Origin of the sequence: Altererythrobacter sp. BO-6, assembly GCF_011047315.1 — a bacterium.
GTDB lineage: Bacteria > Pseudomonadota > Alphaproteobacteria > Sphingomonadales > Sphingomonadaceae > Erythrobacter.
The window spans coordinates 1,073,362-1,096,683 of the sequence record NZ_CP049259.1; the positions used below are offsets into that span (position 1 = coordinate 1,073,362).

Annotated in this window: 15 protein-coding genes and 1 pseudogene; 9 read left to right on the top strand and 7 right to left on the bottom strand. The window is 59.4% G+C overall.

Annotated features, from left to right (window positions below; all coding sequences use genetic code 11):
- Positions 1-29: 29 nt before the first annotated feature.
- The 3 genes and pseudogenes from G6N82_RS05230 to G6N82_RS05240 form a co-directional block, all read right to left on the bottom strand.
- Positions 30-2,306, bottom strand: coding sequence for an arylsulfatase (locus G6N82_RS05230; protein ID WP_206520298.1), 2,277 nt, complete (start codon positions 2,304-2,306; stop codon positions 30-32).
- A 665-nt stretch (positions 2,307-2,971) separates the two neighbouring features.
- Positions 2,972-4,009, bottom strand: a complete 1,038-nt coding sequence (locus G6N82_RS05235) for a substrate-binding domain-containing protein (RefSeq protein ID WP_165194435.1) — start codon at positions 4,007-4,009, stop codon at positions 2,972-2,974.
- A 10-nt stretch (positions 4,010-4,019) separates the two neighbouring features.
- Positions 4,020-5,355 (bottom strand): annotated as a pseudogene (locus G6N82_RS05240) (MFS transporter).
- Positions 5,356-5,526: 171 nt separating this feature from the next.
- On the opposite strand from G6N82_RS05240, the gene G6N82_RS05245 reads away from it, so the two are divergent.
- The 3 genes from G6N82_RS05245 to G6N82_RS05255 all read left to right on the top strand — a co-directional run bounded on the left by G6N82_RS05245 (position 5,527) and on the right by G6N82_RS05255 (position 10,053).
- Entirely contained in the window at positions 5,527-7,986 is a 2,460-nt protein-coding gene (locus G6N82_RS05245) for a TonB-dependent receptor (RefSeq protein WP_165194439.1), read from the top strand.
- Between the two features lie 79 nt (positions 7,987-8,065).
- Entirely contained in the window at positions 8,066-9,181 is a 1,116-nt protein-coding gene (locus tag G6N82_RS05250; RefSeq protein WP_165194442.1) for a glycoside hydrolase family 68 protein, read from the top strand.
- Positions 9,178-10,053: an ROK family protein gene (locus G6N82_RS05255; protein WP_165194444.1), complete on the top strand. Its 876-nt coding sequence runs from the start codon at positions 9,178-9,180 to the stop codon at positions 10,051-10,053. Before G6N82_RS05250 ends, G6N82_RS05255 begins: the two co-directional genes overlap by 4 nt.
- 301 nt (positions 10,054-10,354) lie before the next feature.
- Here G6N82_RS05255 and G6N82_RS14850 read toward each other — a convergent pair whose 3' ends face one another.
- Positions 10,355-11,023 (bottom strand): hypothetical protein, encoded by a 669-nt coding sequence (locus tag G6N82_RS14850; RefSeq protein WP_206520299.1) that lies wholly within the window; start codon positions 11,021-11,023, stop codon positions 10,355-10,357.
- Between the two features lie 724 nt (positions 11,024-11,747).
- Positions 11,748-11,960 (bottom strand): hypothetical protein, encoded by a 213-nt coding sequence (locus G6N82_RS14950; protein WP_241255202.1) that lies wholly within the window; start codon positions 11,958-11,960, stop codon positions 11,748-11,750.
- On the opposite strand from G6N82_RS14950, the gene G6N82_RS05265 reads away from it, so the two are divergent.
- From G6N82_RS05265 to G6N82_RS05280, 4 genes are all read left to right on the top strand, one after another.
- The gene (locus G6N82_RS05265; protein ID WP_241255246.1) at positions 11,893-14,457 is read left to right on the top strand and encodes a TonB-dependent receptor; all 2,565 of its coding nucleotides are present in this window, start codon (positions 11,893-11,895) and stop codon (positions 14,455-14,457) included. The two genes, G6N82_RS14950 and G6N82_RS05265, sit on opposite strands and share 68 nt — an antisense overlap.
- Positions 14,458-14,531: 74 nt before the next feature.
- On the top strand, positions 14,532-16,010 hold the full coding sequence (yfcC, locus tag G6N82_RS05270; RefSeq protein WP_241255203.1) for a putative basic amino acid antiporter YfcC: 1,479 nt from the start codon (positions 14,532-14,534) through the stop codon (positions 16,008-16,010).
- 50 nt (positions 16,011-16,060) lie between these two features.
- Positions 16,061-17,245: a cyanophycinase gene (locus G6N82_RS05275; RefSeq protein ID WP_165194449.1), complete on the top strand. Its 1,185-nt coding sequence runs from the start codon at positions 16,061-16,063 to the stop codon at positions 17,243-17,245.
- A complete protein-coding gene (locus G6N82_RS05280) occupies positions 17,245-18,129 on the top strand; it encodes an isoaspartyl peptidase/L-asparaginase (RefSeq protein WP_165194452.1) in 885 nt (294 codons plus the stop codon). The genes G6N82_RS05275 and G6N82_RS05280 overlap by 1 nt, the downstream gene beginning before the upstream one ends.
- Positions 18,130-18,631: 502 nt before the next feature.
- Here G6N82_RS05280 and G6N82_RS05285 read toward each other — a convergent pair.
- Entirely contained in the window at positions 18,632-19,354 is a 723-nt protein-coding gene (locus G6N82_RS05285) for an IS6 family transposase (protein ID WP_165194454.1), read from the bottom strand.
- A 302-nt stretch (positions 19,355-19,656) separates the two neighbouring features.
- Here G6N82_RS05285 and G6N82_RS05290 point away from each other — a divergent pair, with 302 nt between their 5' ends.
- Entirely contained in the window at positions 19,657-20,481 is an 825-nt protein-coding gene (locus G6N82_RS05290; RefSeq protein ID WP_241255204.1) for a hypothetical protein, read from the top strand.
- A 315-nt stretch (positions 20,482-20,796) separates the two neighbouring features.
- Here the strand turns inward: G6N82_RS05290 and G6N82_RS05295 are convergent, their stop codons facing one another.
- The gene (locus G6N82_RS05295; protein WP_165194457.1) at positions 20,797-22,212 is read right to left on the bottom strand and encodes a helix-turn-helix transcriptional regulator; all 1,416 of its coding nucleotides are present in this window, start codon (positions 22,210-22,212) and stop codon (positions 20,797-20,799) included.
- Positions 22,213-22,421: 209 nt separating this feature from the next.
- On the opposite strand from G6N82_RS05295, the gene G6N82_RS05300 reads away from it, so the two are divergent.
- Positions 22,422-23,231 carry a LuxR C-terminal-related transcriptional regulator gene (locus G6N82_RS05300; RefSeq protein ID WP_165197975.1) on the top strand — a complete coding sequence of 270 codons (810 nt, stop codon included), beginning with the start codon at positions 22,422-22,424 and terminating at the stop codon, positions 23,229-23,231.
- Positions 23,232-23,322 lie beyond the last annotated feature (91 nt).

A 23,322-nucleotide genomic window follows, 5' to 3' on the forward strand; every position in this document is an offset into this window, starting at 1 on the left:
AATCATTGCCTGTTTCCATAGCCCACCCGTCAATTCGAAGATTTCGCCCCAGCCCCGCCATCAACCTCAATGGTCAACCGTTCCAGACGGCCGGTGAACGGGAATGGCGCATCGAAGGCATCGCTAATCCGCGATCCGCCGGTGAGCCCCATGTAAAAGGCGAAGGCTTCGCCACTATTGATCAAGTCGACCTTGGCAAGGCGCTGCTGAGCCACGAGTTCGCTTCCGATCCACATCCGCGCGGTGCCGGCAACGGGGACGCGCGATCGCCCTGCCCCCTCACAGGTCTCGCAATCGAATTCGAAGCGGAGGCGTGTGGCCCCGGTCGGCAGTGGCCGATCGCTGACCAGGATATCGCTCTGCACCCCCTCGCGGCTTTCGAACTGCAATCGGCCATCTTTTACAAACCAGGCGAACCCCTTGTTGCGGTATCCGAAGGTCGCCAGGACGCCCTGTGCCCCTTCGTCCGGAAGACTGACTACCGCTTCCAGGGAAAAAGAGCGGGTGAAGTCGGGGATTTGCGCCCAGGGTATGCGGGCTGCACCCTGGTAATAATCGAAACGCTTTCGATTCCGCATGGCGAATGGTTTGGCGCCAGGATCCCATGCCGCGCCGCCGATCGGGTAGACACCGTTCACCGACGCCTCGCGGTCAAACAACGCCTGGAGTTCTGCCAGCTTTTCGGGGTACTTTGACGCGATGTTGCGGGCCTGGCTGAAGTCTTGTGCGACGTGGTAGAGTTCCCACCGGTCCGGATCGCCGCTGGGTGACATGAAGCCGCTCAAAGCCGAGGCCATCCAGCCCTTGTGATAGATCGCGCGACTGCCCGAGAGCTCGAAATATTGCGTTTCATGGGCTGACGGCAGGTCTGCGCTGGCCCAGGTCGCGGCGATGCTGCGGCCATCCATCGGCTGCTGGGCAATGCCATCGATTTCCTTGGGCGGCTCGATGCCGACGACATCGTAGATCGTGGGGACGATGTCGGTCACATGCTGGAATTGCTGACGCAGCCCGCCCTGGTCCGCAATCTTTTTCGGCCAGGAAACGATCAGCGGCGCACGCAGGCCACCGAAATGCGAGGCGACGGTTTTCCAGTATTGAAACGGCGTGTTGCCCATCCAGCCCCAGCCGCCCTGATACTGGTTGAATGGCACCATCGGGCCGCCCAGCTCGTCGATCCGCGCCAATTCCTCAGCAAGCGTCGCATCCCCGCCATAGCCCGGCAACCGTCGGCCGACCGCGCCATTATCGCCGACGATGTAGAACACCAGCGTGTTTTCGCGTCCACCCGGCGTTTCCGCGATTTCCTGCAGCAACCGCCCCACCTCATAGTCGGTATGCGCAACGAACGCGGCATAGACTTCCATCTGGCGCGCAAACAGGCGTTGTTCGTCCTCACTCAGCGAGTCCCATGCGGGAATACGCGAAGGGCGGGGTGTCAATTCGGCATCGGGCGGGATTACGCCAAGGCGCTTTTGCCGATCGAAGATTTCCTGGCGCAACACATCCCAGCCATGGTCGAATTTGCCGCGATAGCGTTCAATCCAGTCTTTGGGGGCATGATGCGGAGTGTGCACCGCACCAGTGGCGAAATAGAGGAAATACGGTTTGTCGGGAGAATAGGACCTATGCTCCCTGATCCAGCCAATCGCCTGATCGGTAATGTCGGTCGTAAGATGATATGCGCTGTCGGCGCTCTGATTGCCTTCGATCGCGGTGGTGTCTCGATATAGCCGGCTGGGCTCCCAGTGATTGTCCTCTGCGCCCATGAAACCGTAAAAATGTTCGAAGCCCAGGCCGGTGGGCCAGCGATCATACGGGCCTGCGCTGGTGATTTCCCATTCGGGCGTGTTGTGCCATTTGCCGAATGCTGCAGTCCGATACCCATTACCCTTGAGTACTTCAGCAACGGATGCAGTGTTTTCCTTCCAATAGGAATTGTATCCTGGATAGCCATTGGCACCTTCGGTGATGATGCCATAGCCCACACGATGATGGTTGCGCCCGGTCAGCAGCGCAGCGCGCGTGGGCGAGCACATCGCGGTGACATTGAAATTGTTGTAGCGCAGGCCATTCGCAGCAAGCCGGTCAAGCGCGGGCGTCTCCGCGATGCCGCCAAAGGTCGAGGTGTCGGCAAAACCGATATCGTCGAGCAGGATGATGACGATGTTGGGTGCATCTGCCGGCGCGCTGTTCTGTCTTGGCCATGCCGGCTTCGATTCAGCCGCCGTCCGCGCTATCGTGCCTTCGAATGGCGGATCCGCAGGCATTGCCGCCAGTGCGCCCAGCAGCGGAAAGACGACCATAATTGCTGCCAAGAAACCTGACCTCAGCAAACTCTCACCTCCGACTTCCAAAGATTGACTATCGCGCCTGCCCCCAGATCACTGCAAACCGGCATACACCCGGCAAAACGAGCGCCGAGCCTCGGCGACTCCATTGTTCGACAGCCGGAGACAATTGTTCGTCTGTAGAGGAACCCTTGGTGGATGCGCTGCACCTCAACCTTAACTCGATCCGTGCAGCGTGCCCCGCGGCGGCAGTGAAAATTTCCTTACAGTCCTGCTTGGGGCCGACGCATCATCAACTCGCTTGAGCCACATTTTTCAAATATATCCGGCTCTTAAATAAAGTTGCGGTGCAGGGGACAGCCAACCCACGCAATTTTGGGATTTTCCGGCCAAAATAGACCAATGTGCCAAATGGCACACCATCAAGGACAACTTTTCAGAGGGCGCTGACAGTTCAGCACTAACTCGTCTGCACTTTGCGTCCCAATCTCAGACGTTCGAGGTGGCCTGTAAATGACCTGAAAGCGGAATGACCGCTTTCTGGAAGCAGTCGTAGGGGCTCTAGCGGTTGAGATTGGGTGGACAGTAGCTAGCGAAATCGCCCATTCGAAGATGCAGCGCGCCTCGAAAAGCGCCTTAGCCGGTCTTCAGGGCGGAGCCGGGGAAAATCTAAGCCAGTCCTAAGCCGTCTCGCGAATAACGAGTTGCGGGCGCAGTACGAGGCTCTCTGTGTCCTCGCCGCCAAGTCGCCGGATGAGCAGATCTACCAGGCCCTTCGCGCCGGCGGCGATTTCCTGCCTCACGGTGGTGAGTGCGGGCACCGTCTGGCTGGAAATCGGCAGATCGTCAAAGCCGACTATCTTCATATCGCGAGGCACCGAGACGCTGCGACCACGCAACTCCTTCAAGGTAGCAATCGCGATTGTATCGGTGGCGGCGAATATCCCGTCCACTTCCCCCGTGATCACTTGCAGGTGCTGTGCAATTTCCGCGCCCATTCTGTCAGGTGACAAATGGGTCGAGAGCACGCGAATTGGCACGCCCATCCGGTCGGCGATTTCCTTCGCGCCAGCAAAACGAGCAGCAAATTCGATCGCCTGCGTGTCTCCCAGGAACGCGAGGTCCTTGGCTCCGGCAGCAATCAGCCTTTCGGCGGCCAGCTTTCCGCCCAAGCGGTTGTCGGAACCAACCACACAGTGCCGCTGCCCTTCCTGGTGGTTTCCCCAGACGACCATGGGAAGGTACCCGTCGGCCACGTCCTCAATCCGCTCGAACTGGTCGGACTGGCCGATCACGATTAGTCCGTCGATCATGCCGGAGCCGATGAACTGGTCGAGCCAGTCCTCGTTGCGGTCGGGGATGACCCGGCGCAGCATCAGGTCATAGCCCTTCTCGGTCAGTTCATCGGCCAGGAAGCCGAGCAGCGTCATGAAGAAAGTGTCGGAAATTTGCTGGCGGCTGTCATGTCCCAGCGGGATGGCGATCCCGATCACGCCGGTCTTCTGGCGGCGCAGCTTGCTGGCCATCTGGTTGAGCTGGAAACCGTGCTCGCGCGCCAGTGCCTGGATGCGTTCTTTCGTCTTGGCATTGACCAGCGATTTCCCAGCCAGTGCCCGCGACACGGTGCCGGGCGACACCCCCGCCAGCCTGGCAAGGTCGACGATGGTGCGCACCGGCGACCGGGCATCTTGCAGTTCGTGATCTTCGCTGGCGGACATCCGCGCTCCTTTAACCCGTTATCGGCTTTTGTTCACGCGGAACCCGATGTCCGGCGTCAACAAACAAGGTGGCGACGGCCCCCACCAGCATCAGTACCCCGCCCAGTACCAGTACATTGCGTGGATCGCCGCCAAGCAGCGGATTGTATATCAGCGGCATGGTCAGCGTCTGGATCAGCATCGGGATCACAATGAACATGTTGAAAATGCCCATATAGATTCCGTTACGTTCCGCCGGAATCGAGATCTGCCAGCATCACATAGGTGTTACCCATCATCCCGGCCCAGCCAATCCCGATGCCCAGCATCAGAGCAAACAGTCCCGCGGCGGTTTCGACACCGGGCAGCATCAGCATCGCCGCGCCAGAGGCGGTCAGGCAAGCGGCGTGAACCATGCGCGCGCCGAAGCGGGCGACGATCGGGATCAGCGCAAGCGCGCCAAGGAAAGCGATGAAGTTGTAGAGTGCCCCGGCTTGCTGCGTGGTTAGGGTGGCCTCCCGGAACGCCGCGCTTGAGGCGTCGCTTGTGTAATAAAGCGCGCGACCCACTGCGAATGTGACATACTGCCAATAAGCGAACATGGCATACCATTGGCACAGCATCGCCAACGCCAGCTGGCGCATCGGCCGCGGCATCTCGCGGATTGCGTCGGCAATCTCGGATAGGGTCGCGCGGGCGGTGAGCGGCTTGCGCTCGAGCGCGGCCCTTTCTTCGTCGCTCATCGGTAATTCGGGCACCCGCCAGACTGACCACACGATGGTCGAGATGGAAAGGATTGCACCGATGATGAAGGCGATACGCACGATCACCGGGATCCCGTTGTCATCAAGCACATCGCGCGCGACGAACGAAGTGAGCAAGGTCGGTGCAAGGTACGACAGCGTCTGCGCGAGGCCGGTAAAGGCGCTCTGCGTCAGGAAGCCCGTTGATCGCTGGTCCGCTACAAGACGATCGGCGACATAGGCACGATAGGGTTCCATCGTAATGTTGTTGCCGGCATCGAGTATCCAGAGCAGCGAAGCCGCCATCCACAATGCACTCGAATAGGGCATGAGGAACAGGCAGATGGAGCAGATGATCGCACCGATCAGGAAATAGGGCGTTCGCCGCCCCAGCCGCGAATGGGTGCGATCGCTCATCGCGCCCACGATCGGCTGGATGATAAGGCCGGTCATCGGGCCAGCCAGCCACAAAAGCGGCATGGTTGCCTCGTCGGCACCGAGGAAGCCATAAATCGGGCCCATATTGGCCTGTTGCAACCCGAAGCTGAATTGAAGCCCGAAGAAGCCGACATTCATCTCGACGATTCGCAGCAGAGAAAGCCTCGGTTTTCCCGCAATTTGCATATCCAGCCATCCTCTCATCGCCGGATTTCCTCCGGCCTTGTGATCATTTCGTGACACAGAATACCCACATTTGCAATCGTTTGCATTTTATAGTTGCAATCGTTTGCAGTCGATCTATGCATTAGTGCGGATCGTGCAGTATGGCGCGAGGCATGGAGGAGAGTGTTTGTCATGAAGTTCCGTCACGTTTTGGCTTTCGGCGTCGCGCTGAGCGCCCTTTCAACCCCGGCGCTGGCCCAAGATGCGGCACAGGCCGATAACGACACCGCCGCTGAAAATGACGCGCTCGGCTTTGACGAAATCATCGTCACCGCATCGCCGCGTCCGGCCAACAAGCTGCAATCGTCGATCTCGGTCAGTGCGCTCGGCGCCGAAGCGATTGCTGATGCCGCACCGCGCACGACCGCGGAAATCTTCCGCCAGATCCCGGGCATTCGCTCTGAATCAACCGGTGGCGATGGCAACGCCAATATCGCGGTACGCGGTTTGCCGGTCGCTTCGGGCGGCGCAAAGTTCCTGCAACTCCAGGAAGACGGCTTGCCCGTGCTGCAATTCGGCGACATCGCCTTCGGCAACGCCGATATTTTCCTGCGCGCGGACCAAACGGTGCAGTCGATCCAGGCAGTGCGCGGCGGCTCCGCTTCCACTCTGGCGTCGAATTCGCCCGGTGGCGTGATCAACTTCATCTCGAAGGACGGCAGCCAGGAAGGTGGTACGATCATCGGCACCCTGGGTGTCGACTATGAGGATTACCGCCTCGACTTCAACTATGGCGCGTCAATTGGCGAGAACACCCGCTTCAATATCGGCGGCTTCTGGCGCGAGGGCGAAGGCCCGCGCGATGCCGGATATAATGGCAACAGCGGCTATCAGATCAAGGCCAACCTGACACAGGAATTCGAGAGCGGTTATGTCCGGCTCTACGCCAAGCACCTCAATGACCGCGCCATCGGGTACCTGCCGATGCCGATGCTGGTGACGGGATCCAACTCGGATCCGAAATATCGTTCCTTCACCAACTTCAACATCCTGAAGGACACGCCGCACAGCGCGCTCTTCACCAACGTCTTCGGCCTTGATGGCAACAACAACGGCCGCACCACCGACATCAAGGACGGGATGCATCCGCTCGTCACCTCGATTGGCCTCGAAGCCGTGTTCGAAGTGGCCGATGGCCTGACCCTGGAAGAACGCTTTCGCTGGTCGGATGTTTCGGGCCGCTTCGTCTCGCCCTTCCCGTCGGAAGTGGGCGCGGCAGGCGCAATCGGCAATTCGGTGGGTGAACTGCTCACCGGAACCGCAGGTAGCTACAACCTCGTCTACGCCAATGGCCCCAACGCCGGACAGGCGTTCAACAATGCCAATGGCCTGCTGATGCGGACGCACTTGTTCAACACCGAAATCAACGATTTCGGCGGCTTCAGCAATGACATCAAGCTGTCAAAGGAACTGGGCAACGCCACCCTTACTGCCGGCTTCTACAAGGCGCGCCAGAACATCGACATGGACTGGGTGTGGGACAGCTTCCTGCTTGAAGTGAATGGCAGCAATGCCGCCCTGGTCGACGTTGTCGATACTGGTACCGGCGCCACGCTCACCCGCAACGGACTCTATGCCTATGGCGTACCCTTCTGGGGGAATTGCTGCCAGCGCAGCTATGATGCCACCTATGACATCGATGCCCCCTATGTTGCGGTGGGTCTTGAATTCGACGCGCTGACCTTCGATGCCAGCCTGCGCTACGACAATGTCTCGGCACGCGGCAGCTATGCCGGCACGCTCCAGGCCACCGATTTCGACGTTGATGGCGACGGCTCAATTCAGGCGGTCGAGCAAAGCGTTTCGCTCATCAACAACGCCAACCCAAGCCCCATCAATTACGATGTCAGTTATTGGTCGTGGTCGATCGGTGCGAATTACCAGCTGAACGACGATGCGGCAGTATTTGCGCGTGCCAGCCGTGGCGGCCGCGCCAATGCCGACCGGCTGCTGTTCGGCGTGGTCCAAGCCGATGGTTCTGTCCGCAAGGCTGACGCGATCGATTACGTCGATCAATATGAAGTCGGCGTAAAGTATCGCAGCGGAGGGCTCGGCCTGTTCGTGACCGGCTTCTATGCCGAGACGCAGGAGCAGAACTTCGAGGCCACCACGCAGCGGTTCTTCGACCGGACCTACACCGCCAAGGGGATCGAGCTCGAGGCGGCCTATCGCCGCGGCATCTTCGACCTGCGCGCCGGTGCGACCTGGACCGACGCGGAAATCTCGAAGGACAACATCACGCCGGCAAACGAAGGCAATACGCCCCGCCGCCAGGCCGATTTCGTCTACCAGATCACGCCTTCGCTCGACTTCGACGTGGCGCGGGTCGGCCTGAACCTGGTCGGCACCACCAAGGCCTATGCGCAGGACAGCAACGAGCTGGTCTTCCCGGCCTATACCCAGGTCAATGCTTTCGTGAACTTCCGCCCGGTCGACAACATCGAATTGTCGCTCAATGCGAACAACCTGCTGAACGCCAAGGGCATCACCGAGGCCGAGGAAGGTTTGATCACGGCGGGAGTGGACAATTACATCCGCGCGCGTGCCATCAACGGCCGCACGGTTTCTGCTTCGGTCCGTTTCGACTTCTGATGCAGGGGACAAAGGGCCGGCCAGTCACTCCCTGCCGGCCGGCCCTTATCTTTTCCAACTTATTGACTAGGATGTCGCCATGACGACTGCCTGGACCGCAGATTGTGTACGCCAGATCGATGCTTCGCAGGTTTCGCGTATTCCAACGATTGAAGGCGTCGATCGGTCCGGGCTGGATGCTGGCCGCGTCTACTGGGACATGTGGCCAATCCAGGACCAAGATGGCTTTATTGCCTCGACCAAGGGGCGGGAGCTGTGGATGGCCTTGTCAGCGCCCGATCGGGGTGATCCCGCGCTGCGCCATTTCGAAGCGAAAATCCGCTTGCTGGAGCGCAGTCGGAATGGCTGGGTGGATCGCGGCGATGTGCTGCCCGAATTTGCGGTGGATTACGAACGGGAATGGGCCGGCACTGCGGTCACGGATGGTGAGAGGGTAACGCTTTACTTCACTGCCGCAGGGACGAACGAGCGCCCTGGCGGGTATCAGCAGCGTCTTGTCGAAGCGCATGCGATTATTGGTTCCGATGGCCTGCCACATTCATGGACGATGCCGCAGCTGTCATTGAATGGTTCATCGCCGGACTACATGCTTGCCGACGCGCATGAAGGGGAGGCGGGCAAGATCAAGGCCTTCCGGGATCCCGCCTATTTCCGTGATCCTGCCGACAGCCAGGAGTATCTGATTTTCACCGCATCGCTTGCCGCGAGCAAGAGCGACCATAATGGGGCCGTTGGCATCGCGCGCAGGGCTGCCGATAGATGGCAGCTCTTGCCGCCCTTGATCCATGCCGATGGTGTGAACAACGAGCTGGAACGTGCGCATCTCGTGTTTCACGAAGATCGCTATTACGTATTCTGGGTCACCCAAAGCTCGACATTTGTGCCGGGGCTGAACCATGCGCCCAATGGGCTATACGGAATGGTCGCCGACACGCTGTTCGGCGACTATCGACCGCTCAATGGATCGGGTCTGGTCCTTGCCAATCCCGCCAGCGAACCGCTCCAGAGCTACAGCTGGTTCGTATCGCGCGAGCTTGTCGTCTCCAGCTTCGTCGACTTTCCCGGACTGAAGGGGAAGCCCCTCCCGAACGACAGGGCGCAAGCGAACCGGCTATTCGGCGGTGCACCCGCGCCGCTTCTGAAGCTCGAAATCGATGGTGACCGGTGTGCGCTGGCTGAGTGCGCCCTGGCATGAATACTCAGGACAAGCCGCTGCTAGCCGGGATCGAAGCCGGTGGCACCAAATTCGTGCTGGCCGTCGGGCATTCGCCGACCGAAGTTATTGCCCGGCACACGATCCCCACGCGCTCTCCAGAAACGACACTGGTCGAAGCGGGCGATTGGTTCTCGCAGCACGGCAAGCTGGGCGGCTTGGGGATTGCCAGCTTCGGCCCAATCGAGCTGGACAGATCGAACCCACGCTGGGGCTGCATCACCGATACGCCCAAGGCCAGTTGGGAAGGTTGCGATATTGCCGGCTATTTTGCCGATAGGCTGAATGTTCCGGTTGGCTTTGACACCGACGTAAACGGCGCGGCGATGGCCGAGTACTATTTTGGCGCTGGCAAAGGTGCTTCTTCGCTCGCCTATGTAACCGTCGGGACCGGCATTGGCGGTGGCCTGGTTATCGATGGACGGCCGGTCCATGGAGCAGCGCATCCTGAAATGGGTCATATCTTTCCCCGCCGTCACCCGTCCGATCGGGAGTTTGCCGGCATCTGCCCGCGCCATGGGGATTGCCTGGAAGGATTGGCGAGCGGCCCGGCCATCAAGGCCCGCTGGAGCGCATCTTTATCGGACCTACCAGCAGAACATGAAGCGCACGAAATCATCGCCAGATACCTCGCGCAACTGTGCCACTCGCTTGTTGCAATGTCAGCCGCAGAGGTCATCGTACTGGGCGGCGGAGTGCTGAAAACCGGCGGGCTGCTCGATCTGGTGAAGAAGCAGGCGTCAGAGTTAAACGCCGGCTATTTTCCTGGCCAGTCGAAGCATCAAATTGTGCTGCCGGGCCTAGGCGACGATGCCGGCATCACCGGCGCGCTGCTCCTCGCTGCAGCGGATTGACCTTTTCTAGCCTGGTCCTGCGGGGCTGGTGGAATGTGGCGGAGAGGGAGGGAATTAACCCCTTCGATATTTTTAATATTATTTTCAATATTTTATTTGTGATCAAGTTTTCGTTTTGTAGCAAATTTTGTATCAATTCATACACGAGGCCGACCGTCCGCTTTCACAATAATCGAAATGAGACGGCAAGGTCGGCTTATGGGCCGTTTGCGGAATGGCCGCTTTTTGCGCGGCCATCGGGCGAAACGGACGTTCCGCTAACGACCCAATTTCTGCCGTGGAGCTTTCCGCCGCGACGGGCCTAATCCCACTCGATCTTGGTAAAGTTGAAGCTCACCTGTTCCGATGCGCATTTGCTTACCGTGGCATCGAGAATGCGTCCCTTGCGCCCGGTGGAAGCCTCCATGATCTCAACCCCGGGTAATCTCTGGCCCGGTGTACAACCTGGCCATGCTTCGGTGCGAGCGGCAGCCTCGCGCACTTTCTGAACAGCGGGAAGCAGCAATCCGATGGCGACTGGCCCACCGCCCGGGGCGGCAAGATCATCGGGCCCTTCAGGCTTCTGCCGGTCAGGGCTAGACTTGTCGATGCGCTTGCGAATGGTGATCGGCTCATAGGTTCTCCGCCCGGTGGCCTGCCCGGCGGATGCTTCAGTCAGCGACAGCAGTTCGATCCAGCCCTTATGATCCTTGTCTGCTGCCTTTTCTCCCTTTTCGACCTTGAATGTGGTTTCGACATTGCCGCGCTGGGCTGGAGCAGTCACTCCACGCTTTAGCGTTACGTCACCCTGTCGTGGTGTTGCGGGGGCCGCTACTTTGCTATCGATCTCGTCGGGCTCGATGCCTGGCGTCATTGCTTCACTCTCGCCTCTAATCGGCGGGATTTTCAGGAAATAGTCTGCACTGGCTGCATGAACCGCGCCTGCTGCAAAGAACGACACCGCCAGTCCCGTCCAGATCATCCTGCTCATTTTACCTCTCCCAAAGTATCACTCAGAGCTCTGATAGATCTCAAATGGGATGAACCCAAGCGGAACGCATAGAAGCAGCCTCTCCGCTATTCGACCCAATGGCGGACGTTCGGCATGAAAGCCTGTCTTCGACCAGTTGCTCCAATTGAAGCGAAAAGTGGGTCGGACTTGGTCTGGCTCTACAGAGGAGCTGGCGATTTGTGAGAGGTCGCCTAACTGAAACTATGGTGTGTCTGAAAAGGAGCTAGTCCGAAGTTCTCCGGGCTCGATCTCAAATCTCCAACGGCAGGCCGAGCGAATTTCTGACGCCTGAAATATTTCATTGAAACCAATCCGGTCGCCCGAAAGTTGCGTCGCGAGTCCAAACATGGCATCATTAAACCATGGAGAGAAATTTTTTCTGCCCTCTTCGCGGTCTTGTGACCGTGCGCCGGTCGGTCGAGTTTCACCTCACTGACTGGTTCAACGAGTGATCCCTGACCGCGCGGGATAGGCGCGGACAAGGGGCATTCTTCTCAGCATCAGAACTTGCTCGTCCCGAAAATCCGGGCCCTTCCCCGACCGTTCGCCATGCGACGCTTCTGTCGCCAATGAAGGTTTGAGGGATCATACAATGCGTTCACATTTGAAATTTTCACGCAGCGCGTCGCGCGCTGCCGCCCTGCTGCTTGCAGGGGTAGCCACACCCGTTCTTGCGCAGGTCTCCACTGCACCATCCGACGATTCATCGGATGAGCCATCCGCGATCGTCGTAACCGGCAGCCGCATACAAGGACTGCCGAGCGACGGTCCGGTCCAGACGATCGCGGTAACGCGCCAGGATATCGTCGAGATCGGGCGCGGGCACGATCATCGAGGTACTGCAGGACCTGCCGGTCGCCACCGGTGGCGGCGCGACCTTTTCCACTGCGACTGCTGGGCCGCTATCGTCCGACACGCCGGTGGGCGCATCTGCGGTGTCGCTCCGGGGCCTTGGCGCCTCAGCTACGCTTACCCTGATCAATGGTCGCCGGGCGCAGATCAGCGCCTTCGCCCGCGGGCAAGAGAGCTTCATCGACGCCAGCTCGATCCCGCTTGCAGCCGTCGAGCGGGTCGAAGTGCTGCCTTCCGGCGCATCGGCGATCTATGGCGCTGACGCTGTTGCGGGGGTAGTCAATTACGTGCTGCGCAACGATTTCCAGGGGCTTGAGCTGAGCGCCAGTTATGGCAATTCTACCGCCGGGACAGACGAAGGCCGCTACAATATCACCGCCGTCGCCGGGGCCCGATTGGGCGATCGCAACTCGGTGATGCTGGTGGTCGACTATTTCAAGCGCAATCCGTTCTTCCTGCGCGACCGGGCAATCAGCCGCGAGAGCTTCCGACCCAGCCAGCAAGGCTTTTACCCAAGCTTCAATGACCTGTTCTTCCAGTTCTTCGACCAGACCGAAGAGCCGGCCGATGGTGGATGCGCAGCAGAGGATTTCGGTTCCGGGAATCTCGGCGAGTTCTGTGAGGTGAACACCAATGCCTTCGTTTCTGCACAGGACAGGCTCGAAACGATCGGCGGCCTGTTCACGCACCAGTTCGAGATTTCCGACAAGCTGACCTGGTATAATGATGTGCTCTACAGCCGCGTGGAATCGCGCGGTGTCAGCTCGCCGGCCAACTTCTCGCGTGCGCCGATTGACCCGGAGAACCCGTTCTGGCCCGCGGCCCTGATCGAGGACATTGTCGAGGAAGGCTCATTCGAAGGCGCGACAGACTTCAGCGACTTCTTCGGCTTCCCGATTTACGCCTGGGGCAAGTTTCCTGAGCCGCGAGCCGTGGAGGTCGAGTCCGACAGCTATCGCATCACATCGGGGCTGAAGGGAGATCTTTCCGGCGACTGGAAGTTCGACGCCGCATTCATGTTTGGTGGCAACGACCGGACGCAGCGCGGCTTGTCGGGCCTGATCGTCTCGCAGAACTTCTACGACCTCAACCTCGGCAATATCTGCACTGACGGCACACGGGTTGAGCGCTGGGACGTGGACCTTGGACGGTCGGACGCCGATTTCATCGGCGACACCTGCGAAGATGTCGGCAAGACCACGCTGTGGTACAATCCGTTCGGTGGGCAAACCACGCAGACGGACGGCGTGGCGGAACTGCTGGCAACCGAGGCTGAGCGTAAAGGCCGTTCGCGGCTTTATTCCTTCGACGCCAGCGTCAACGGCACGCTCCTCGAAATGCCCGCTGGACCGTTGAAGGCGGCTTTCGGCGGCGAATTCCGGCGCGAAACCCTGCGCGATACCCCGGCAGGCGTGGCTGTGGCCACCCTCGACAATCCGGAGCCGATCCTTGGCTTCTCCTCGACCAGCGCCTTCGCCAAGCGCAACAGCTGGTCGCTCTACGGTGAGCTCTATGTGCCGCTTGCCGACACGCTGGATGTCCAGCTGGCCGGACGATTTGATGACTTCCAGGCCTTCGGCAGCGATTTCAATCCGAAGATCGCGGCCCGCTGGGAACCGGTCGAATGGCTGGCCTTGCGTGCCAATTATTCGACATCGTTCCGTGCACCGTCGCTGGCGCAAAGCGGGGCGGGTGTGCTGCTCAGCTCCTATCGCGTCGATTGCGAAGCCACCCCTGGCGCTTGTGCGGGCGATCCGACCGAGGATGGTGAGTCCTTGCTTTCGGAAGACGTCGGCAATCCCAACCTCGGTGCCGAGAACGCCCGCAGCTTTGGCGGCGGCGCGGTCATCTCGCCCAATTCCGACATCGAGCTGCGGCTCGACTACTGGAACATCCGCCATGAAGATCTGGTCGGCATCGACGAGGACGACTTCATCCGGCGGGCGCTTGCCGGAGAATTCTCGGTAGTCGGCAGCGGTGCATTGCCTACCGGCACACCGGGGCTGGAAGTGACCAACGGCTTCGTCACCGATGCGCATTTCCAGATTACCAACCTGGGTTTCCAGAAAACCGACGGGATCGACTTTGCCTATACCCATCGCCTTGGCGGCGGAAGTGCGGGCGATTTCACCTTCACCTTCGATGCGACGCATATTCTCAATTTCAAGAGAAAGGCATCGGAGGCGAGCCCGCTGGAGCAATTGGCCGGCGACTATCTCTATCCGGACTTTATCGCCAGCGGCAAGCTGCGGTGGCGCAAGGATGCATGGCGGGCAACGCTGTCCGGGCATTACAAGAGCGGGTATCGTGACGATCCTTCGAACCGCACGCTGCAAGCACTGGGCCTGCCGCTGGACGCCGATTACGAGGTCGACGATTACCTGACCTTCGATCTGAGTGTGAGCTATGACTTTGCCGAGGACAGCTTCATCCAGCTCTCGGTCAGGAACCTGCTCGATGAAGATCCGCCGCGCGTGCTCGGCTCATCGGCCAATGTCGATCTGTTCAATCATGACCTGATCGGGCGCTATGCGACGCTGCGCGTGACGAAGCGCTTCTAGCGCGGCATGTTGATGCGCACACTCCGGAGCTCGCACTTCAAATGCGGGCTCCGGAACGTTTCGGGCAGGAGAGCATGATGGCTGAAAACCCAGTATCCGATCAGGATAGGGCTGAGACCGTTCGCGATACGCGCGCCTGGCGAATGCCGGACACGCTGGCGATCCTGTTCGTCCTGGCGCTGGTGGCATGGGCGGCAACCTTCGTGTTCACGCCCGGGCAGTTCAGCGTGGCCGGCGATCCAGCCCGGATAGTTCCCGGAAGCTACCAGCCGGCAAGCGGGATCATGCCTGCACCGCTGCTGGGCAATGAAGATCGGACCGGTTTCCTGGATTTCCTGTTCGCCGGGCTGGTTACGGGAGACCGATATTCGGCCACGGTGGGCCTGATGGCCTTCATCGTCGTGCTTGGCGGCGTGTTCGGGATGATAATGCGCACGGGCGCGGTCGATGCCGCCGTGCAGGCTTCGCTTCCGGGCGGCCGAGCCGAAAACGAAAGGCTGGTCATTGTGCTGTTCGTGGCCTTCTCCTTGGCAGGGGCGGTGTTCGGCCTTTCGGAGGAGGCAATCGCGCTAACGCTGGTGCTAGCCCCGGCGCTCAACCGGGCGGGCTATGACGCTATAACCGCCATGCTGGTCTGTTACGGCGCGAGCCAGATCGGTTTCGCGACGAGCTGGATGAACCCTTTCAGCGTCATCATCGCCCAAAGCATCGCCGGACTGCCGCCTATGTCGGGTCTGGGCTTGCGAGCTGCGGTATGGGCCGCTTTCACCGTCGCAGCTGCGGTTTTCACCTGGCGCTATGCGCGCGCCGTGCGGACGGGATTGCGCGGCAAGCTCCAGGCGACGGCAGAAAATGCGGCGGAAGTTTCGGCCACGGCCTTCACCCGCGCTCATGGATTGGTCCTGCTCGTGCTGATCGGCGGGGTGGTCTGGGTGGCCTGGGGCGTGACAATGAGAGGCTACTACCTCGCCGAGATCGCTGCGCAGTTCTTTGCCGTCGGCATAGTCACGGTTGCAATTGCCCGCATCGGCCGGATCGCAGGCTGTTCGGTTTCGGAAATGATGGAGGCCTTTCGCGATGGCGCGGCACAATTGCTGCCCGCGGCGGTGATCGTCGGCGCCGCCAAGGGCATCATGCTGATCCTGGGCGGGGACGATCCTGCCAGCTGGTCCCTTCTCAACTCGCTGCTCAATGGGCTTGGCAGTTTGACCGCTGCCGTGCCGGACTGGCTCACCGCGCTGGCGATGTATCTGGTGCAGAGCGTATTCAATTTCTTCGTCGCCTCGGGTTCAGGGCAGGCCAGCATAACGATGCCGATCATGGCGCCGCTGGCCGATCTCTCCGGAGTCAGTCGACAGACTGCGGTGCTGGCGTTCCAATTGGGTGACGGGCTGACCAATTTGGTGATTCCGACGTCGGCGGTGCTCATGGCCTGCCTTGCTGCAGCGAAAGTGAGTTACGGCGAATGGCTTGCCTTTATCTGGCGGCCGATGTTGGGCCTGATGGCTATGGCGAGCGCTGTGATGTTGATGGCGCATTCGGGGGGATATTGATGCGACGCCGGCTTCTTGCGCCGAGCCTTGCCTGGCTTGCTTGCGGCTGCATGGCATCAATTGCCCACGCCGATTCCGGGACGCTGGTCATCGTCGGTGGTGGCCTGCAGCCAGACAATGCAGAGGTTTTCACTGCCTTTCTCGACGCGCGCCCGGATGGCACCCCGAAGTTTGTGATCATCCCGGCGGCATCGGGAGAACCGCAACAGTCTGCGGACGCATTTCGCGAGACCTTAATTGCGCATGGTGTTGACCCCGCCGCTATCCTGCTTGTCGAGCTTGCCATGGTTGACGATCCGTCGACTGAGAGCGTCGACGAAGCGAGTTGGCGAGACAACTCCCACAATCCGGTGGAAATCGCCAAGATCGAACAGGCCGGTGCAATCTGGTTCACCGGCGGCGACCAGTCGCGAATTTCCGCCCTTCTGATTGCGTCAGACGGCCACGACTCACCGATGCTCGCCTCGATCCGCGCACGCCTTGAGGCTGGTGCAGTGATCGGCGGCACCTCGGCCGGGGCGGCGATCATGAGCGATCCGATGATTACGCAGGGCGATACGCTGGCTGCGCTCGCACCCCAGGTGCCGGGCGAGTCGCTCGAATTTGGTCGTGGGCTGGGTTTTGCGGGCGATGTGCTGATCGACCAGCATTTCGGGCAGCGCGCCCGGCTTGGGCGGCTGGCAGCCGCGCTTACCGATAGGCGACAAGCGCTGAAGATCGGCATGGGTATCGACGAGGATACTGCCTTGTTGGTCGATCGCGCTGCCCACACCGCCCGTGTGGTGGGAACGGGCTATGTGACCATCCTGGATGCCCGCTTTGCACACCGCAATGCGGAAGGGCGGCCTGCGATCAATGGCCTGATGGTAGGGCTCGGCGCGTCAGGAGATACAATCGATCTGGCCAACGCGAGCATCGCCCCCGCGCCATTCAAGCGGCCAACCTTGGGGCGGGAATATTTCGATGCAGCAACACCGTCGGGCGGCGGGATGGCTCTGGCCGGACAATCATTGGCCGAGGTCGCCGGAGAAGGCTTGCTGGACAATTCGGCTGCGCAGCAAGTCGTGCGGCATTCCTTCGTCGGCGAGTTCGGCGTCACCTATCGTTTCACACAGACCGAAGTATCGCATGGCTGGTGGGGCCGAGGACCGAACGGTACCGCGCGCTACACCCTAAGCGGGATAGGCTTCGATATCGAGCCAATCGAAGTAACCATAAAAAGAGCAGGAAACTGATGCCGAATAATCATGTGATCGCGCTGCACGGCGGAGCGGGCGTAAAACCCGAGCGGGATTATTCGGAGGTCGAGGCGCATCTTGGCGATCTGGTGAGTGAATGCGAGGCGATCCTGGCTGACGGCGGAAGCGCGCTCGATACCGTAGAGCACGCTGTTGCGGCACTGGAAGCCAGCGGGCTTTACGTCGCAGGTCGTGGTTCTGCCCCCAACGATCAGGGCTTCATCGAATGTGACGCCGCGATCATGGACGGCGCGCGCCACCGCGCCGGGGGAGTGTGCGCTGCGGTGGACATTGCACAGCCGATCAAGGCTGCCCGGGCGGTGCTGGAACACACCCCATATACACTCCTGGCCGGCGAAGGCGCACGCGCGTTTGCCATCGAGCAAGGTCTGGAGATAGTCGCAGATCGAGACGCGCATTACCGCTTGCCCGTAGGGGTCGAGCCCGATGAAATGCTGCGGCTCGACGAGGGCTTGGCTCACGGGACTGTTGGCGCAGTAGCGCTCGACCGGGAGGGTAGGCTTGCAGCTGCCACGTCGACTGGCGGCTTGCTTGGCAAGCGCGCAGGCCGTGTTGGCGACACACCGATTACCGGCATCGGCAACTGGGCTGATGGCGAGGTCGCAATCAGCTGCACCGGAATTGGGGAAGCTTTTATCTATGCAGGCGGAGCACGAGATGTTGCAACACGAATGTCTTATGGCGGAGCCAGCCTGACAGGTGCCTGCGAGGCCTTGCTCAATGAGGTTGCGCGATATCGCGGTGACGGCGGGCTCATCGCAATCGACAGGCATGGCTCGGTCACATTGCCGTTCAATTCACATGGTATGAAGCGAGCTGTTGCCGGATCGGCGGTCAGACGCTTCGTCGGCATCAGCTAATATCAAACTGAGAAGCCGGCGTTCCGCTAACGACCCAGAAGCTGACGCATCATCAACACATTGATGTGCCTTATAGCTGACTAGCAGCTTTGCTACGTAATCCAACAAAAGCGGTCCAGCTTGCGACAACCCAAAGCCTGATCTTTTTGAATTTTGCCACCTGTAGCGCATACCAGAAAGGGCCCCGACTATGACGTCGGAGCCCTCTCATGTTGGTAAAGAGACTTATGGCTCGAACCTATTGATCTCTGTGTTAGTACATCACGCCATAGTATGAATATACGTGCTGACCGTAATCGCGATCCCAAGCAGGTTGGCTATTACGTTCGAAACGGGGGGCATCCTTCAAAAGGTTCTTGTCGATATTCACGACATAGCCAGAACGGTCGGCATCGTAATCCAACGTTTCCCATGGAAGTGGGGTGAAACTCTCACCGAGGTGCTGTCAGTCTAACGCTAACGCGTCTCCACTTGGCAGAGCGTGCCCTACCCACACGGTCGATCAGGCCATGAGGCTTTGCCACTCGGCCAGGGCGGCTGAGCGGTTCTCTTTGTAAGTTTGTCGGTCGATCAGGTGGCGGTCTTGGTTGAAGTGATTGTGGACGTTGGCGTGAACTGAAGCGAACTTCTGTAGCGCCTTCATCTGCCGGAACCTGAGCATTGCTCGTTCCCTTCGTCGGAATGGAAGGTGGCTGTTCTCCGCACGATTGTTCAGCCAACTGCCCACTTCTCTTCGTTCCAGGTTACCGAGCTCGCGCATCGCTGCTGGGTAAGATTGGAGACCATCCGTGACGATCGCTTCGGCCTTCCCGTGTCGCTTCAGGGTCTTCTTGAAGAAGCGCAGAGCGGCTGACTTGTCCCTTTTCTTCGTAACGTAGCTCTCGAGCACTTCGCCTTCGTGATCTACCGCGCGCCACAGATAGTGGGTCTCTCCGTTGATCTTCACAAAGACCTCATCGACGTGCCAGCGCCAATTGCGAAACCCACGCATTCGGCTGATCCGTTTTCGCTTGATGTCGGCCGCGAACATTGGACCAAACCTGTTCCACCAGAACCGGACTGTCTCGTGGCAAATATCTATACCGCGTTCGGACAGAAGATCCTCAACGTTCCGCAAGCTCAACGGAAAGCGGACGTACATCATTACCACCAGCCGGATGACCTCGGGAGATGAGTTGAAACGTTTGAATGGACTGGGCGGTTTAGCTCTCGACTTGCGGCTCATAATCAGCCGCTAGCGGAGCGAGACTCAGAAGACCACGTTAGTCTGACAACACCCGCGAAAGGATCACTACACCGAGGCGCCAGACTGCCACTGGCAAGTGCTACGGTGGCTGCGCCTTTACCCGCGGCAAGCTCTACCATCTGCTCAGGAACCCGATCTACGCTGGCGACATCGCGCACAAGGGCAAGACCTATCCCGGCAATCATCCCGCGATCATACCGCGAGAGGAATGGGATGAAGTTCAGCAGCAGCTGACGGAGAATGTCCGCGGCACGCGCACGGCGCGCGAAGCCAGCAGCGCCATGCTCGCCGGAAAGCTGTTCGATCAAGCCGGCGAAGCGCTGATCCCGGTCCATACCAGCAAGCCCTGCACCGGCGGAGGAACAGCTACACGCAGGCGTTATCGCTATTATGTCTCGAAGTCGGCACACCACGATGCCACAAGTTCGATGCACGACAGCATGCGTATCCCGGCCAGGGAGATCGAGCAGGCCGTCGCCAGCGAACTGGCGAAGGCACTCGCTGACCCGCTCGCTCTCGCCCGGCAACTGAAACTGGCCATAGCGCCCGCCCAATATGCGAGGGTAACCAGCAGGCTCGATCAATTGCGTACCGAGCTTGGTCACCTCCGTCGCTCTTCGATCAAGTCCCTCGTCGATCACGTGATGATCCATCCCGATCGGATCGAGCTGCTTATCTCGGCCCATGCGCTGGCTGAAATGCTCGATCTGAACCTTTGTCCCGATGCGCCAGCGACGATCCGGCACATGGCCAACATACGGTTGACCCGCTCAGGGCATTCACTCAGGCTGGTCGACGACAGCGGCATCGCTGCTGGATCGCGCGCTGCAGATCCCACGCTCCTGAGGCTACTGGCTCAGGCGCATCAATGGTGGGGCATTCTCTCGCGTGGCGAGGTCGACGCCACCCGGCTTGCCAACCAGGGAGGCGTCAGCGTCTCCTGGATCACCCGCGTCGCTCGGCTCGCCTTCCTCTCGCCGCAAGTGGTCGAAGCGATCCTGGCAGGCAAGGCACCCACTTCGCTTGATGGCAAGGCGCTGCTGGCAACCGGCGCGATTACGCCCTCATGGAATGAGCAGGCGCGCAGGATGCTGGCGCCGACGTAGCACCGGTATCGCAGTTACGGTGTAATTGCGGTCACGCGATTTTAACGACACCCCTTCTCAGCTTCGTCACAATCACAACCTAGGAAGATATCGCGACCCGAAGGGCTCGGACATTCCGATCCCTCTCCTGATGCCCCGCCGCCTCTTGGGCGTGCGGGGCCCTTCTTTGGCCGAAACTGGCCCGGTTGCTGTCTGTCCGGCTTGGTGGATCAGGCGGAGAAAGCTGGCTGTCCTCTAGCAACCCAAGACTTGACAAGCTAACAGCTTGGAAGCTGGATTTGCCTTTAAGTTATCGAAGGCTACTCACTGGGCGTTCTATCGGCGGTGCAGCTCATACGGTACCACGCCGCGTCGGAAGAGATTGACTGCGATGTTCTGGTCGCTTGGCGGGTAAGCCCTCTGATCGCAATCAGCTCTTGGACATATTCTGCAGGATACTCCAATCGGCGTGACGCCCACGTCAGATGTAACGTCAATAGTGTCGGCATATATGAATTCGCTGGCGTGCCGCACTTCGCAGCCTAGTGCCACCGCATAACGCCGCGGATTTCGGTCAAAACGGCCAGACGCCTTGACCAGCCCTTTAGCCATTGAAACATAGCGCACCCCGTCCGGCGTCTCTGCCAATTGGACGAGTACCCTGTCAGGAATGGCAGCGGCCTCATGCACGATCCACAAAGGACAGGCACCGCCGAAACGAGCAAACTGAAAACGCGTCGCGCTGTGACGTTTGGTGATGTTGCCTGCCATATCGACCCGGCAGAAGAATATCGGCAGTCCGCGCGCTCCATCTCGCTGCAGGGTAGATAGCCGATGGCAGGTCTGCTCGAAACTCGTGCGATAAAGCAGCGTCAATCGATCGATGTCGTGTCGGAACTCGCGCGCTGACCTGCGGAAATGCTCATACGGCATCAGCACCGCTCCTGCCGCATAGTTCGCCAAGCCAATTGTTAGCAATTCACGTGCCGCCTCACTCCTCAGCTCGGCTGCGCTGGCGACATCTCGTATAATATCGCCGAGTGTCATTGCCGCGACATGGTGTGCAATCTGGAACCGGATACCGGAGGCGGGCTGCCCTGAATCGATGTGCAGCTTCTTCTGCTCCGCGTCGAAATTGCGAATAGCGTCTGCTGGTTCGATCAGGACTTCAACGCCGTGGCGCTCCATGAGGTGTCGTCGCATCTTTTCGCTTGTCAGCAACCCATCTGACCCTCGGATTGAATCGGAAAGTGCCTCAGCCGACCGATCCAACTGATCGACGTAATTGTTCGACAGGTGGAACCAGTCTCTGACCTCTTCCCAGGGGAGGCGAGAGCCGGAAGGTGTATCGACTGAGATCGCCTCGTCCACGATCTCAAGCCTCTGGCCGATCCGCCTGAAAGCTTCGTGAAGCTCGACAAAGCGCCGTGCAAATGCCGGCTGTTGCTCTGCAAGCCTGGCAATTGCGTCGGTGGAAATTGGCTCGCTGAACGCCGGGTCGCCAATTGCCTCTCTCAGCAGGACGGTAAGTTGTTCGGTGTGGTCGCTAGAGAAATCCTGCCAATCGACCGGAAAGAGATCAGCAACCCTCTCAACCAGTTTCGGTGTCAGTGGGCGATCATCATGTTCCAGCTGGCTGAGATATGATGGGCTTATTGAAAGTTGCTGTGCCAACTCCGACTGCTTGAGGTCTCTGTCCTCACGGATCTTGCGCAATTGCGCGCCAGCAAAGAGCCTGCGTCGATGGGCCATTTGGCTTTACTACTTTGCAAAGTAAGGCTTTGCAAATTTGCAAATTAACATTGGACGCTGGCATCCGATTTGGGCAGTCAGCTGACTGCCGGAGGTAGCTTTATCTTGAGAGTTTGTCTCGCCGCATTGCCATGCCTGATCGCAGCATCTCTCTGCAGCCCTATCAGGAATCGCGAGCATTTTTGCCTTCCCGGAACGGGGGATTTGCTATGGCTAGTAATGTATTGAAATTGCGCAGACCGGACGAAAGCGCGCAACCGCTGCAGCTCGTGGAAACCGTGTCCATTCGCAATAAGGCCGATGTTCTCGATGCAGCATTGGTGCTGGACCGTATCGCAAGAGATCGAGGCATGCGCATTATGGTGTGGCATGACATTTCTTCCCAGGAGCCAATGGTTGATGCCGAAGGCCAGGACATCAACACCAACGTATTTGGTTGCGACACTCAGGAAGAGGTCTTGCGTAACGATTACGAGAAAGCTTTGTGCTCTCAAGTCATCCGCGCATGCAGAGTTGAGAGCGAGCCCTTTTGGGTGAACCGCCATGGTTTTCAATCGCGTTGGCAGAATCCGTTTCTCGACAAGATCGAACTTAAGGATTTCGAGAAACGGTGCCTCGTCAAAGCCGCGATCGTGGTTCCGCTTCACTTGCCATTTGGACAGATCGCGGCAGCGGTCTTCGTAAGCCTCGACGAGAGTAAAGAGGATCTGGCTGAAGAGTTCACCCAGTTTGGTAAGCTGTTCTCCGAACTATCGCGCCAGTTTCTTGCTGGCTACGTCCGCACGATGCGGAGCAACCCCTATCTGCCAACCGAGAACGTGCTCTCTGATCGTCAGATTGAGTGCCTGCGCTGGGCAGCTTTTGGAAAGACCGATGACGAGATTGCCATGATCCTCGGCTGCAGCCACGCAGGGGTTCGATATCACATTCAAAAGGCCGCCCAAAAGCTTGATTCGACCAACCGTGTGCAAGCTACCTTCAGGGCTGGTCAGCTGGGATATCTTGGCTCACTGAATTAAGCGATTGCCATCAGAATGAGAGAAATTTCTGCCAAACAATCACTACCGACAGATCGCATTCTCATTCTTGAGGCTTGAAGTAGGCGGTTCG